14 protein-coding genes are annotated in these 14,407 nt (G+C 69.5%); 5 read left to right on the top strand and 9 right to left on the bottom strand.

Features of this window, described 5'->3' with window-relative positions; all coding sequences use genetic code 11:
- Positions 1-82: 82 nt before the first annotated feature.
- From infB to rimP, 4 genes are all read right to left on the bottom strand, one after another.
- Positions 83-3,055, bottom strand: coding sequence for a translation initiation factor IF-2 (gene infB / locus ACWEWT_RS10305; RefSeq protein WP_452558002.1), 2,973 nt, complete (start codon positions 3,053-3,055; stop codon positions 83-85).
- Positions 3,056-3,163: 108 nt separating this feature from the next.
- On the bottom strand, positions 3,164-3,655 hold the full coding sequence (locus ACWEWT_RS10310) for a YlxR family protein (RefSeq protein ID WP_452558003.1): 492 nt from the start codon (positions 3,653-3,655) through the stop codon (positions 3,164-3,166).
- Positions 3,652-4,680: a transcription termination factor NusA gene (gene nusA / locus ACWEWT_RS10315; protein ID WP_452558004.1), complete on the bottom strand. Its 1,029-nt coding sequence runs from the start codon at positions 4,678-4,680 to the stop codon at positions 3,652-3,654. The genes ACWEWT_RS10310 and nusA overlap by 4 nt, the downstream gene beginning before the upstream one ends.
- Positions 4,677-5,300, bottom strand: coding sequence for a ribosome maturation factor RimP (gene rimP, locus ACWEWT_RS10320; protein ID WP_452558005.1), 624 nt, complete (start codon positions 5,298-5,300; stop codon positions 4,677-4,679). Before rimP ends, nusA begins: the two co-directional genes overlap by 4 nt.
- Before the next feature lie 159 nt (positions 5,301-5,459).
- Between rimP and ACWEWT_RS10325 the strand changes: the two genes are divergently transcribed.
- Positions 5,460-6,023, top strand: coding sequence for a hypothetical protein (locus ACWEWT_RS10325; RefSeq protein ID WP_452558006.1), 564 nt, complete (start codon positions 5,460-5,462; stop codon positions 6,021-6,023).
- Entirely contained in the window at positions 6,020-6,454 is a 435-nt protein-coding gene (locus tag ACWEWT_RS10330) for a ferritin-like domain-containing protein (protein WP_452558007.1), read from the top strand. The genes ACWEWT_RS10325 and ACWEWT_RS10330 overlap by 4 nt, the downstream gene beginning before the upstream one ends.
- Before the next feature lie 13 nt (positions 6,455-6,467).
- Here ACWEWT_RS10330 and ACWEWT_RS10335 read toward each other — a convergent pair whose 3' ends face one another.
- The 4 genes from ACWEWT_RS10335 to ACWEWT_RS10350 all read right to left on the bottom strand — a co-directional run bounded on the left by ACWEWT_RS10335 (position 6,468) and on the right by ACWEWT_RS10350 (position 11,177).
- The gene (locus tag ACWEWT_RS10335) at positions 6,468-7,346 is read right to left on the bottom strand and encodes a hypothetical protein (protein WP_452558008.1); all 879 of its coding nucleotides are present in this window, start codon (positions 7,344-7,346) and stop codon (positions 6,468-6,470) included.
- A gap of 390 nt (positions 7,347-7,736) precedes the next feature.
- The gene (locus ACWEWT_RS10340) at positions 7,737-9,638 is read right to left on the bottom strand and encodes a hypothetical protein (RefSeq protein ID WP_452558009.1); all 1,902 of its coding nucleotides are present in this window, start codon (positions 9,636-9,638) and stop codon (positions 7,737-7,739) included.
- A gap of 159 nt (positions 9,639-9,797) precedes the next feature.
- The gene (locus tag ACWEWT_RS10345) at positions 9,798-9,986 is read right to left on the bottom strand and encodes a hypothetical protein (RefSeq protein ID WP_452558010.1); all 189 of its coding nucleotides are present in this window, start codon (positions 9,984-9,986) and stop codon (positions 9,798-9,800) included.
- Between the two features lie 114 nt (positions 9,987-10,100).
- Positions 10,101-11,177 carry an NAD(P)H-dependent amine dehydrogenase family protein gene (locus tag ACWEWT_RS10350; protein WP_452558011.1) on the bottom strand — a complete coding sequence of 359 codons (1,077 nt, stop codon included), beginning with the start codon at positions 11,175-11,177 and terminating at the stop codon, positions 10,101-10,103.
- A gap of 124 nt (positions 11,178-11,301) precedes the next feature.
- Here ACWEWT_RS10350 and ACWEWT_RS10355 point away from each other — a divergent pair, with 124 nt between their 5' ends.
- On the top strand, positions 11,302-12,036 hold the full coding sequence (locus tag ACWEWT_RS10355) for a glucose 1-dehydrogenase (protein ID WP_452558012.1): 735 nt from the start codon (positions 11,302-11,304) through the stop codon (positions 12,034-12,036).
- A 50-nt stretch (positions 12,037-12,086) separates the two neighbouring features.
- Here the strand turns inward: ACWEWT_RS10355 and ACWEWT_RS10360 are convergent, their stop codons facing one another.
- A complete protein-coding gene (locus tag ACWEWT_RS10360; protein WP_452558013.1) occupies positions 12,087-12,713 on the bottom strand; it encodes a TetR/AcrR family transcriptional regulator in 627 nt (208 codons plus the stop codon).
- 135 nt (positions 12,714-12,848) lie between these two features.
- On the opposite strand from ACWEWT_RS10360, the gene ACWEWT_RS10365 reads away from it, so the two are divergent.
- A complete protein-coding gene (locus ACWEWT_RS10365) occupies positions 12,849-13,694 on the top strand; it encodes an SDR family NAD(P)-dependent oxidoreductase (RefSeq protein ID WP_452558014.1) in 846 nt (281 codons plus the stop codon).
- A gap of 295 nt (positions 13,695-13,989) precedes the next feature.
- Positions 13,990-14,391, top strand: coding sequence for a hypothetical protein (locus ACWEWT_RS10370; RefSeq protein WP_452558015.1), 402 nt, complete (start codon positions 13,990-13,992; stop codon positions 14,389-14,391).
- The last annotated feature ends 16 nt before the right edge of the window (positions 14,392-14,407 follow it).

Raw genomic sequence — 14,407 nt, forward strand, 5'->3', positions numbered from 1 at the left:
ACCCGTCCGCCGGGCAGGCCCGTCAGTGTGTTGCCGATATCGATGGCCGGGCCGGGCGGTGATCCGCCCGGCCCTGTTCACGTCAGTCGCGCGGCTTCTCGCGCAACTCGTAGGCCTCGATGATGTCGCCTTCCTTGATATCGGAATAGGTCAGCGTCATACCGCATTCGAAGCCCTCGCGGACCTCGGTGGCATCGTCCTTCTCGCGACGCAGCGAGCTGATCGTCGTGGATTCGGCGACCACCACGTTATCGCGGAGCAGACGGGCCTTGGCATTGCGTTTCACACTGCCCGAGGTGACCATACAACCGGCGATGAGACCGATCTTCGAGGAGCGGAAGATGGCGCGGATCTCCGCCCGGCCCAGTTCCACCTCTTCGTAGATGGGCTTGAGCATGCCCTTGAGCGCGCTCTCGATCTCGTCGATGGCCTGGTAGATCACCGAGTAGTACCGGATGTCCACGCCTTCGCGGTTGGCGAGCTCGGTCGCCTTGCCCTCGGCCCGGACATTGAACCCGATGATGATCGCGTTCGACGCCGACGCCAGGTTGACGTTGGTCTCGGTGACACCACCGACACCGCGGTCGATGACCCGCAGCCGGACCTCGTCGTCGATCTGGATTCCGAGCAGGGCCTCTTCGAGCGCCTCGACGGTACCGGAGTTGTCACCCTTGAGGATGAGGTTCAACTCGCTGGTTTCCTTCAGCGCGGCATCCAGATCTTCCAGGCTGATCCGCTTACGGCTGCGCGCGGCCAGGGCGTTGCGCTTACGCGCATTGCGCCGGTCGGCGATCTGGCGGGCGATCCGGTCCTCGTCGACGACGAGCAGGTTGTCGCCGGCGCCGGGTACCGAGGTGAAACCGATGACCTGCACCGGACGCGACGGCAGGGCCGCCTCGACATCCGCACCGTGCTCGTCCACCATGCGGCGGACGCGACCGTAGGCGTCGCCCGCCACGATCGAATCACCGACGCGCAGCGTGCCGCGCTGGATGAGCACCGTGGCGACCGGGCCGCGACCGCGGTCCAGATGCGCCTCGATGGCCACACCCTGCGCGTCCTGCTCCGGATTGGCCCGCAGATCGAGGGCGGCGTCCGCGGTGAGCAGCACGGCTTCCAGCAGGGCTTCGATATTGGTGCCCTGTTTGGCGGAGATATCGACGAACATGGTGTCGCCACCGTATTCCTCGGCCACCAGGTTGTATTCGGTCAGCTGCTGCCGGATCTTCTCCGGGTTCGCGCCTTCCTTGTCGATCTTGTTGACCGCCACGACGATCGGCACCTCGGCCGCCTGCGCGTGGTTGATCGCCTCCACCGTCTGCGGCATCACACCGTCGTCGGCGGCGACCACCAGGATCGCGATATCGGTGGCCTTCGCACCACGGGCACGCATGGCGGTGAACGCCTCGTGACCCGGGGTGTCGATGAAGGTGATGAGCCGTTCGTCGTCACCCAGATGGGTCGGTACCTGGTAGGCACCGATGTGCTGGGTGATACCGCCTGCCTCGCCCTCCCGGACGTTGGCCTTACGGATGGTGTCCAGCAGTCGGGTCTTACCGTGGTCGACGTGACCCATGACGGTCACCACCGGCGGACGCTGTTCGAGCTCGTCCTCGCCGCCCTCGTCCTCACCGTAGGTCAGGTCGAACGATTCCAGCAGCTCACGGTCCTCGTCCTCGGGGCTGACCACGTGCACGACGTAGTTCATCTCGCCGCCGAGCAGCTCGAGGGTCTCGTCGTTCACCGACTGGGTCGCCGTGACCATCTCACCCAGGTTGAACAGGGCCTGGACCAAGGCGGCCGGGTTCGCGTCGATCTTCTCCGCGAAATCGGACAGCGACGCGCCGCGGGCGAGGCGGATCACCTCACCGTTGCCACGGGGCAATCGCACGCCGCCGACCGACGGAGCCTGCATCGAATCGTATTCCTGGCGCTTCTGCCGCTTCGACTTGCGACCACGCCGGGGCGCGCCACCGGGACGACCGAATGCACCGGCCGCACCACCGCGGCCACCGGGACCACCCGGACGGCCACCGCCGCCACCGGGACGGCCGCGGAAACCGCCACCACCGGCGGGAGCACCGGTACCGGCGGGGGCGCCGCCGCCACCGCGGTAACCGCCACCGCCACCACCGGGCCGGCCACCGCCGCCACCGGGACCGCCACCGGGACGACCGGGGCGACCACCGGCGGCCGGACCCGGACGGGCCGAACGCTGCGGCATCGCACCCGGGGTCGGACGCGGCGGCATGGAATTGGGACTGGGACGCGGGCCACCGGGGCGGGGACCACCCTGCGCAGCCGCCGGACGCGCGCCACCGGGGCCGGGACGCGGGGCGTTCTGGCCGGGACGGGGACCGCCCTGCGGACGCGGGCCACCCTGCGCCGGACCCGGACGCGGGCCACCCTGGCCCGGAGCCGGGCGCGGGCCCGGCTGCGGACGCGGGGTCGGGCGCTCACGCTCGGGAGCCGACGAGAACGGGTTGTTACCGACGCGCGGGGTCTTGGGACCGGGTTTGGGCCCCGGACGGGCCGGGCTCTGGCCGGGAGCGGCCGGACGCGCCTGGCCCGGACGCGGGCCGTCGGACGCCGGACGCTGGCCGGGGGTCGCCGGCCGGGCCGCGGGAGCCTGGGCCTGCGGCTGGACCGGTTCCCGGACGGGAGCCGGACCCGGTTTCACCGCGGGGCCGGGACGCGGGCCCGCGGGCTTCGGGGCGTTACCGGCGGCCGGAGCCGCGGAGGACTCGGCGGTCGGCGCGGTATCGGCCGGGCTCGGTGCCGCGGGGGTCCGGGGGCCGGGACGCGGGCCGGGCGCCGCGGGTTTCGCCGCGGTCGGCGGACCGGGACGCGCGGTGGTCTTGGATCCGTTGGATCCGGACTTCGCCGGGGCGGATTTCGCCGCGAAGGATTCGCGGAGCCGACGTGCGACGGGTGCCTCCACCGTCGACGACGCAGACTTCACGAACTCGCCCTGCTCCTTGAGCTTCGCGAGTAGTTCTTTGCTCGTGACACCGAGTTCTTTGGCCAACTCGTGCACGCGGGCCTTGCCTGCCACTGCTCTCCTCACTGAGAGGTCGAGCAGTGCCTCCCGCCTGCTGGCGGGGACCCGCACGACCTCGGGTTAACTCCGATGGACGTTCATCGTTGGGACTTCACGGTGTGCTCATGAGTGCTCGTGCCTGTTCTCGAGGTGATGCTCAACGGCTGAGATATCCAGATGTCCGGACACTCGTAGTGCTCTGCCGATCGCTCGGCGCCGTACCGCTGTGGTCAGACAAGCCGAAAGGGGGTGCAGCCACGCACCCCGCCCGGAAAGTCTGCGCCGTGGATCGGGGACGACCGTGACGACGTCCGTACCGTGACCGGTCGAACGCCCGCACGCCACGATCCGCAGCAGTTCGGGGGCCGGTTCGCGTTTCCGGCAACCGACACACGTTCGCACGGGAGTCGCCGGGCGCCGCAGCGCCGCCGACTGACCATGGCGTTCGCGGTCGGTAACCGAAGACTCGGACCGAACCTCGTACCACTCTACCGCTGACCACTCACTGCCCTCCAACCCCGCCCCCGATGACGTAGCGCGGGACGAGTCGGCACGGTGTGTTCGCTGGTCGCGTGACAGTGATCGCGCGGACGCGGAGCCGGAGTCGGATGTCACCGGCGATGCGCCTCCGTCCGTACCGTTCCACCGGCGTCGGGGGCGGCGTCGCTGCGGATATCGATGCGCCAGCCGGTGAGCCGGGCCGCGAGCCGGGCGTTCTGCCCCTCTTTGCCGATGGCCAGCGAGAGCTGGAAATCCGGTACGACGACGCGAGCGGCCCGGGCGTCCGGATCCACCACTGTGACGGAAACCACTTTCGACGGCGAGAGTGCGTTACCGACGAAGGTCGCCGGATCGTCGGCGTAGTCGATGATGTCGATCTTCTCGCCCGCGAGTTCGCTCATCACATTGCGTACCCGCTGCCCCATCGGACCGATACAGGCGCCCTTGGCATTCACCCCAGAGACGGTGGAGCGCACGGCGATCTTGGAGCGGTGTCCCGCCTCCCGGGCCACCGCCACGATCTCCACCGATCCGTCCGCGATCTCCGGCACCTCCAGTGCGAACAGGCGCCGGACCAGATTGGGGTGGGTACGCGAGAGGGTGATCTGCGGACCGCGCGGGCCGCGCGAGACCCCCACCACATAGCACTTGATCCGATCGCCGTGCTCGTAGCTCTCCCCCGGCACCTGTTCGGCGGAGGGGATCAAGCCCTCGGCGCCGTGCAGTTCACTGCCGATCCGCACCACCACCGTGCCGCGGGCATTGGCACGCGCGTCGCGCTGCACCACACCACCGACGATATCGCCCTCGTGGGTCGAGAACTCACCGAAGGATTTCTCGTTCTCGGCATCGCGCAGGCGTTGCAGCACGACCTGCCGTGCGGTGGTCGCGGCGATACGGCCGAAACCCTCGGGGGTGTCGTCCCATTCGGAGATCACATTGCCGTCGGCGTCGAGTTCGGTGGCCATCACCCGCACGACACCGGTGCGCTGGTTGATCTCGACCCGGGCGTTGGCCTGATGGCCCTCGGTGTGCTTGTAGGCGGTGAGCAAGGCGGACTCGATCGCGGAGATCACGGTCTCGATCGAGATCCCCTTATCGGCCACAATGGCGCGCAGGGCTTCGATTTCGATGTTCATTCCATGGTCCCTTCGGTCGAATCGGACGCGGCGACAGCAGTTCCGGTGAGCTCCGCGGCGTCCGCTCCCGCGGGTGGGCGGCCGGCGGCGACGCCCCCGGCCAATTCGAGTTCGCGCGCATTCGGCGGAGAGAACTCCACTTCCACCACAGCGCGGTCGATATCTTCCAGGCCGACGGTCACCAGCCGCGGTCCGGGTCTGCCACCCAGCACCAGCGCGATCCGGTCACCGTCGAGAGCGCCGATCCGCGCGGTGAACTGCGCCGGCAGGGCGGGCTCCGGCGGCGCGGCACCCGGCTTCAGGGTGATCTCGGCCCGGCGCCCGCGGGCCCGGCGCCAGTGCCGAGGGGCGGTGAGCGGCCGGTCGATACCGGGGGTGGTCACCTCGAGCAGATATCGGGCGGCCTCGAATTCGTCGTCCGCTTCGTCCAGACAAGCCGACACCTGCGCACTCAGCTCGGCGATGGTGTCCAGGTCGGCGCTGCGGTCACTGTCCACGACGACCCGCACCCGGGTCTGCCCCGCCGCGGTCGAAACCTCGACACCCTCGAGATCGAATCCTCGACCGGCGACGAGCCCGGCGACGAGCCGGCTCACCCTCTCCTCGGTCGGCATGGGCATATGGGCAGCTCCTGGTTCAGTTGTCACGCGGACGGAAATATTCTGTGCCGGTGACCTAGCGTAACGCGCCCGGAGAAGGTAAAGGACCAGCGGTCGGCGGTAAGTCCACCGGGTGGTGCCCGTACCGGGGTGACGCCACCGGTCTGGCACGATGGTCCGGTGACCGAGCGCGTTACCGACCGGCCCGCGGCCGGGTATCCCCGCGGCCCCTCTTCCGACCGGTACGGCGGCGCCCTTCGGGTGAATCGCCGCACCGCGCTACGGGTCGCGGGCGGCGGTACGGTCGGATTGTTCGCCGCCGGGGCGCTCACCGCCTGCGCGGAAGACCCGATCACCGAACCGGATGTGCTTGCCGCCCAGGAATTCTCGGCTCGCAGTGATGCCGCGGCGGCCACTGCCGCCATCGCGATCGATCCGCAACGCACCGACGCGCTCACCACTGTCGCCGCCGAACGCACCGCGCACGCACAGGCGCTGCGCACCGAGATCGATCGGGCGATCGGCGTCTACGGCGACGGTACGACCCCCGCCGTGCGCACCCCGGCGGCCACCACGACACCGGCTCCCGATACGCCGCCGAGTATCGCCGGCCTGCGCGACCAGCTGGCCGCCTCACAGCGGGCGGCCGCCGATCTGGCCGTCGAGCAGTCCGGCTACCGGGCCGGACTGCTCGCCTCGATCAGCGCCGCCTGCGCGGTTCAGGTGGGGGTGCTGCTGGTATGAGCGGGACCGAACAGCAGGCCCTGCGCGAGGCGCTCGCCGCCGAGTACGCCGCCGTCTACGCCTACGGCCTGATCGCCTCCCATACGAGCCCGGACCAACGCCGCACGGTCAACGAGCACACCGCCGCACACCGGGCCCGCCGTGATGCCACGGTCGATCTCGTCACCGGTGACGGTACGGGTGCGCCACCTGCGGAACCCGCCTACACCGTGCCCGTCGAGGTGGTCGATCCGGCGTCGGCGGCGCAGCTGGCCGTGGTGGTGGAAACCGACAGCGCGGTGGCCTGGCGCGCGGTCGTGGAACGCGCTGCCACCGAGACGACCCGGCGCACGGGAGTGGAGGCCCTCATCGAATCCGCCGGTCGGCGGGCCGTCTGGCAGGCGGCGGCCGGTATCGCACCGGCGACCAGCGCATTCCCCGGGCGGCCCTGACCGGTCGCCTACGTCACGGCGGAGCCCATTCGGTGCGGTTGGTGGAGTCCGGCCGGCCGGTCCGCTCCCTGGGCCGGGGGAACACGGTTTCTTCCTTGGTCCCGCGGCCGCGGGACCAGGGGGCGCTGCCACGCGGTGGGCGTTCCTGCGCTTGCGGCGGACTGAAGCCCCCCGGCATGCCCGGCGGGTAGGGCATCGACGAACCGGTACCCGAATTCCACGGGGTGGAGCCGGGTGTATGGCCGTTCCCTTCTCCCGACCCCGCGCTCGGAGTCCACGGGGTGTGCCCGGCCGACGCGGGTGCCTCGGCGATCGGGTCCATCGGCGGCAGCGGGGTGTTCCGGCCGGAATCGTCGGCCGGAAGAACCGGAGCCACCGGATGCTGCGCGGACCGTGGCGGCTCGGCCGCGGTTCCGGGTGCTTCCGAACCTGCCGCGGTGGCCGGAGCCGGATGCGCCCCGGCCGCCGCGGGTGGTGCCGCGTCGGCGGGCTCCGGACGCTCGTGCTGCGGATCGCCACCCGCCGCGGGCGCGGCCGGACCAGCAGACGCGGCCGGATCGGCGGGTGCGGGTTCGGAAGGCGCGACGGGCTCGGCGGACGCCGGTGGATCATCGGACGCAGTGGGCGCCGGGCGGGCACCGGACCAGGCACGACTGTCGTCCGCACCGGGGCGGCCGGGACCTTCGGCCGGGGCAGCAGCCGCGTCGACCGGTTCGACGTGTTGCGCACCCGCCGCATCCGCTTGGACCAGCAGTGCGACGGTCTGCGCCCCGCCGGCCGCGTCCCGGACGCTGCGTTGCACGGCTTCACCGGCGACCCCACCGACCGCCCCGAGTCTGGTGGTGAGTTCTCCGGTGACGGAGTCCACGGACGCGCCCTCCTCGGTCATCATCACCGCCTCACTCAACCGTCGGCCCCGGGGAACGGCCGGCTCGACCCCGGCCGTCGAAATGTGCACAAACCTGCCGCCGCCGGTATCGCACGAAAACCGGCCGGTACACGTGAGCCCGGACACCACGCGATATCTGACACGTAACCACCGTTATGTCCCGCTGATACCACCGGGAGTGGGAAGTCCCGCAGAGTGGAATCCCGCGCAGCGACGGCTTCTACTCACCCCGGGACAGTGGAGCCGCCCGGCCCCCGCAGGGGCAGAACAATGTGCAGGCCGAGATAGTTGTGGAGCCGCCCGGGAGGGCCGAATGGGGGACACGATTCCCGCGTGGGCGGCGGCAGGCTCTACTGTGCGGCGCCGGGCACCGTGCGCAGATCGCGGCCGCGACTACTTCGCCGAGTACGACGCGACCCCGACCGGCCCTGTACCCAGGCACACCACCGAGCCCGGCGTCCGGTTCCGGATGATCAGAGCCGATCCGCTCCCGGTGACCCGGGTATAGACCGTGTGCAGACCGGCCCGGACCGGAGCTTCGGCCCGGTCGCCCCGTTCCAGCCCCACGGTGAGCGTCGCGTCGCGGTCGGCGAAATAGTTGAGCTGGGCCGTCCACTCGTGGGCGATCATCGGACCGTCGAGCGGGACCCGGACCGAACTGTCGCCACCGATCCGGTACCCGCAATCCGGGTCCGGGCCCGGACGGATACCGCGGTTCCACCACACCCGGGCATCGGCGAATTCCCCGGTATCGGTGATCATGCGCAGATGATCCGTGGCCGCGGCGAAGGCGCCGGGCGGAGCGATCGAGGACAACACGCGGCCGGCGTCGTTCTCCGGATAGGCGGTCGGATTCAGCACGTTCCACGGCACCTCCTGCGCGAGCAGCGGCGACCCGTCCCAGTGCGCGAATTCCGATTTCACCGTGGTCACATAGGTTTTCGTCGGCCCCTCGGACCAGCTGCGTGAAAAGGTCCAGGTCGACCAGAGGCTGCTCAGGACGAATACCGCGACCGCCAGAGCCACTGGAGCAGGTCCGCGCCACCAGGGCATCCGGCTGCCTCGCGGCATCCGGCCGCCGGCGGTGCCGGTCGCCGCGCGTGGACGTGTGAGAGCCCGCAGTATCAACGCACCGGCCGCGGTGAGGACCACCGCGGCATCGGCCAGGTAGCGCAGCGACATCATGAGCTCGTCGACGGTGTTCGGCCCCGCACGCATCAGCACTACGGGGATCTGTACAGCCGGTATGTACACCACCGCAGCGACCCATACCGGCCAGACCACGCGCCGGGACCGGACCGTCAGCAGTATTCCGGCGGCCAGCAGCAGCCAGGCCACCCAGGCCGCCCAGCCGGGTGCGACCGCCCACGGCGCGGAGGGCACCCATCGTTCCCAGCCCCACGGCCCACCCAGCAACGCGGTCACCAGGCCGGCCCAGGCCGCGCGGGGCAGCATATGGGCCAGATCTCCCGAACCGCCCGCACCACTCGACAGCCCGGCCGCCGCCAGATAGAACACCGCCCACAGCGCGATAATCGCCGCGCAACCGCCCCAGAGGACCGCGCCGCGCCGCAGCACCTCCTGTACCTCCGGTCGCCGGCCGTCGACGTAACGCCGCAGCAGCACCACGGCGAGCGCCACGAACGGCACCACGACCGCCTTCTCGAAGAACAGCAGCCCCACGGCTGTGACCAGGACGCCGGAGACCGCGTAGCGGCGGCGCGCGGTGCGGTCCAGCAGTACCGCGTCGGCCACCACCCAGGCGAGGGCGATCTGGAGTGGCAACGCGTTGAGCGCGGCCGACCACCACGCGAAGGCGGGCAGCGTCAGCGGACAGAACAGATAGAACGCCAGCGGGACCAGCAGCGCCCGGCGCCGGCCCAGTAACACCAGCAGCATGCGCAGCACCGCGAGCGAGGCCGCGAGCTGGCCGATCAGCAGAACCGCCGCGGTCACTCCCCAATCGAGTGGCGCGGCCGCCGAGACCAGCCAGGACACCGCGAAAGCCAGCGGCATGAAATGCCCGTCGTGATCGTGCAGCAGCAGATCCCCGGACAGCAGCGGCAGGGTTCCGGCACGGCCGGCCAGGATCAGATCGTCCCAGTAGAAATAGCCGTTCGCGAGGACCCATGCGCGGATGCCGAGTTGGCTCACGATGAGCGCGGCCGCCGCCCACAACACCGCGGCTCCCGGAGCGCGCAGCCGGCTCCGCAGCGCAGTTCGCGCCCGTGCCGGGGTGACTGCCCGGTTCTGGATAGACGTTCGCTCCGGAGTGACAGCCGGAGCGGTTCCCATATCGACCCACCCTACAAGTGACCCGGCCGGAGTACCGGTGGGTCGCTACTTCGGCCGGGTCGCCGACGGTTCGCGCGGGGCCGGGCTGTTACTCGTCGCCCTCGGCGCTCCGTTTCTTGTCGCCTTCAGCGCTGAGCTACTTGTCGCCTTCGGCGCTGGTTATCTGTCGCCCTCGGCGCTCTGCTCGGCGTCCACGCCGAGGTCGTATTCGCTCAGGTCCACGGCATCGGTGCGTTCGTCTCCGATATCCAGCAATTGCGCGACGGCGTCGGAATCGCCGTGCGCGGCCCGTTCGCGCAGTTCGGTCAGGTTCGGCTCACGTGGGCCGGACCGTTCGGGCTCATACATACAAGCGCACCTTCCCTGGGGGTTCGGCGCCGAGCCAGCGGCTCGTACGCTCCGGTATCCGAGCTTAGGTGCGCAGCCGGATCGCCGCCGAATCCGTGGGAAGGATTCCACTGGTCAGGCGGGGGCGGTGAATCCGGGGCCGGTGTACAACGGCAGGTCACCGGTGGTTCGGATGCCCGGTTCGGCCGCCACGACGGCAGGTATGGCGTTGACCACCCGGCCGACTCCGGCCAGGATCGCGGCGTAGTTGTGGTCACCGTGACGGCTGGACGGACAGATATCCACCGCGTAGGAGGGTTCACCGGTGATCTCCACCCGATAGGACCCACCGGGTTGCGCCGGTCGCGCCCAGTCCGGTCGCAGATCGTCGCGCAACCGGGTGATGTGCTCGATCACGATCGCGGGGCGACCGGCCGCATGACCGGTGATCTCGAACCGCAGCGCCGCCTGCGTACCCTTCGCGACCTCACCCACCGCGACCTCGAAACTTTCGGGTGCCGGCTCGCGCTCGTAGCTTTCGGTGATCTCGTCGATCTGTACGCCCAGCCCGGCCGCCAGAGCCCGGATACCCGCGCCCCAGGCGATACCGAGCACACCCGGTTGCAGCAGCATGGGAGTCCGATCGAGCGGTGTCCCGAAGCCCATCACATCGAACATGACGGTGGACCCGTCGTAGGTGGCGTAGTCCGCCAGTTCCAGGCAGCGCACCTGTTCGACCTGCCGGCAGGTGGAGGCCAGCGCGAACGGGATCAGATCGTTGACGAAACCGGGATCCACCCCGTTGACGAAAAGGCTCGCCTTCCCCGCCGCGGCCGCCGCCTCGACCTCGGCGAAGAACTTCGGCGGCAGCGTCCCCCACGGGTACATCAGCAGACCGGGCGCGGTGCCCACCACATTCACCCCGGCCGCGAGGAAACGGCGGACATCGGCCGTCGCCTCGACCAACCGGGTATCCCCCATCGCGCAGTACACGGCGCAATCCGGCCGGGCGGCCAGCAGTTCGTCGAGGTCACCGACCGCCTCGATTCCGGTACCGATGCCCAGCCCGGCCAGTTCTCCCGCATCGATCCCGATCTTCTCCGGGCTGGAAACCCAGACGCCGACGAGGTCGAAACGCTCATCGGTGATGAGCTGCGTCAGGGCGATCCGGCCGGCATTACCGGTGCCGACGAGGACGACGCGTAGGGCCATTGATTCTCCTGGATACGGGGGATCGCGCCGGCGAAACTGCTGCTCCGCCGCCGCCTTCCGGCTCTGGTCATGGTTCCGGAACAGTGTCTAGAACGTGTTCCAGTTTCATGGTAGCGTCACCGCCATGGGACGTGTAGACGGCAAAGTTGCCCTGATCAGTGGCGGCGCACGGGGGATGGGCGCCGCCCATGCGAAACTGCTCGTGGCCGAGGGCGCGCAGGTTGTCATCGGCGATGTTCTCCACGACGAGGGCAAGGCCCTGGCCGACGAGATCGGTACCGCCGCACGCTATGTGCCGCTGGACGTCACCGAACCCGAGCACTGGGAGACCGCCGTCGCCACGGCCGTCACCGAATTCGGCAAGCTCGATGTCCTGGTGAACAATGCCGGAATCGTGAACGGCGCGCCCCTGCAGAAACTCTCCCTGGAGAAGTTCCGTGCCGTCCTCGAGGTGAACCTGGTCGGCACCTTCCTGGGAATGCGCGCCGCCGTCGAACCCATGATCGCCGCCGGCGGCGGATCGATCATCAACGTCTCCTCCGTCGAGGGCCTGCGCGGTGCGCCGTTCGCGCACGGTTACGTCGCGTCGAAATGGGGTGTCCGCGGTCTGGCCAAATCCGCGGCACTGGAGCTGGCGCCGCACAAGATCCGGGTCAACTCGGTACATCCCGGCCTGATCCGCACCCCGATGACGGAGAACATTCCCGACGATCTGGTGACGATCCCATTGGGCCGGCCCGCCGAATCCGACGAGGTCGCCACCTTCATCCTCTTCCTGGCCAGCGACGAATCCTCCTACGCCACGGGTAGCGAGTTCGTCGTGGACGGCGGCCTGGTCACCGGGGTTCCGCACAAGTAGCCCGAGCACGCGGCGGGATCGTCCGGCAGGACCACCCGCCGCACCACAGGTCAGGCCCCGTAGGCGGCCAGGAAGGTCCGCACCGACGCGTCGACCGCGCGGTCCATCTCCCTGTCCGAAGGCGACTCGTCGCCGAACCGGTGACGCGATCGCAGCGAAGCCGTGAGCAGCGCCGCCCACTGCGCAGCGGCCAGGTCGGGGTCGTCGATGCGGAGCAGGCCCGCGAGCGCGAAACGAGCGAGCCGGTCCGCCAGCACTCGGCCGATATTTTCGGCGACGCCGTCGACCAGCTCGAACAGATCGGGAAACTGCCCGGCCTCGGCACCGAGCAGGCGGCGCAGCGCCCGGGACTCGGGCGAGCAATAGCACCTGATCAATTCGCCCCCCACCGCACGCAGCGTCACCCCGAGATCCGGCCCCGGGTCGGTCAGCCGTTCGAGCACCGCCAGATTCGCGGTCAGCGCGGCCTCCGACAGCGATCGGACAGCCGCCCGGAAGACCTGTTCCTTATCACCGAAATGGCTGTACACGGTCGCTTTGGCGACCCCTGCCTCCGCCGCGATCCGGTCTACCCGGGCCTGCGTATACCCCGTGCTGCTGAACACCGCGAAGGCGGCGTCGAGTATCGCCTGCTGTTTATCGACGCGGCCGCGAACCGGAGGGGGAACCGAATCCATACTGCACACACTAGACCCGCGAGACCAGTTTTCCGGACCGGGAATACTCGCTCCATAGCCACGCTTCTAGACTCATGAGTTCAGAACAATAGACGCGCCGGTCTGATGCTCGGCGCAGGCGAATGGAGAGCGCCCATGAAGACCGCGGTGATCACCGGAGGTACGGACGGTATCGGACGAGAACTGGCGGAAACCCTGCTCCGACGTGGTGACCGCGTGGTCGTCATCGGCCGGGACCCGGCAAAGGCCGACGCCGTCCGCGCCGCCGCGGACCGACTCGGCGCCGCCGACCGACTGGAATTCCTACCGGCCGATCTGAGCCTGATCAGCGAGAACCGCCGTGTCATCGGCCATCTACGCACCACCTATCCGGTCATCGACACACTGGTCCTCGGAGCCCGCTTCTACCGATCGGAACGCGCGCTGACCACGGAAGGCTTCGAGGCCTCGTTCGCGCTGTTCTACCTCAGCCGCCACCTGCTCACTCACGGCCTGGCCGCGGCACTCGGCCGGGCCGCGGCGCCGATCGTGCTGGACCTGTCCGGACCCGGCGGCGAGCTGTCCCGGATCCACTGGGACGATCTGCAATTCGCACACGCTTACGATCCGGACGCGGTGATGCACCAGTGCGGCAAACTCAGCGATCTGCTCGCCGTCGCGTTCGTCCGCCACCACACCGACAGCGGCATCCGCTACCTCCTGCTACATCCGGGACTGACCGCCACCGGTTTCACCGGGTCCTATTCAGCCGCGGACGCGGCCGTCGTGGCCGGGATGCACCGACGCGGCCAGCCCGTGGAGGCTGCCGTCGCCCGCATCATGCGCCACCTCGAACACCCACCGGCGCAACCCCTCTCGGCCTTCATGCAGGACACCCCGGTCGACACCACGGGCGCCGCGTTCGATACCGCGGCGGCCGAGCGCCTCGCGGCTCATACGAGGGAACTACTGACGAATACCGGACCCGGCCGGCCCTCCTGAGAGGTTCATCGGGGCCACCCACCCGAGCACGCCACCGGTAGCGAGTTCGTCATGGACAGCGGACCGGTCACCGGGGTTCCGCACAAGTAGCGAGCGGAGCGGGACCACACTCGGGTCGGCGACCGACCCGAACGCCTTCGCCGCGACCGCGAACGAACCGCCCACCGGTCGCCGAGCGATCGACCGATGCCGACCGCCGGGGCCGTGGCGTCAACAGGCTCCGGCGCGGTCGGGGACCGATTCCGTTCCGGCAACTTCTGTCCCGCGGCCGGCCGGCGAGTTATACAGTGACTCGATGCGTTCGAGGGATCACGGGGCGAGGTCGGCCGCCATCGTGGTGTGCACACTCACAATCGTCGGCGTCGTATGCATTATCGGCAGCGTCTATGCTCTACGGCCCGATAACAACGACGGTCCCGGTGGGGAGATGGCCTGTGGTGCGCCGGTTTTCTGCACCGCGACCCTGCATCGCGAGGTCGCCCACGCATCCGTCGAGTTCCAGGGGTCGCAGATACAGCTCGTCTCGGTCGACGACGATTCCGTAGCGGTCAACGTGGACCCGCCCTGGTGGTACTCGGACCAGCAATCCCGACTCGAACTGGGAAAAAGCGCCGAATGCGCCGGACTCTCCTTGAATCTGACCGAGATCACCGACCGCCTGGTCGTGATCGAGGTCGCTACCCGGTCGAACTACTGAGCCACCCGCGCGCGAC

The sequence above is a fragment of the Nocardia sp. NPDC003963 genome, assembly GCF_053605105.1.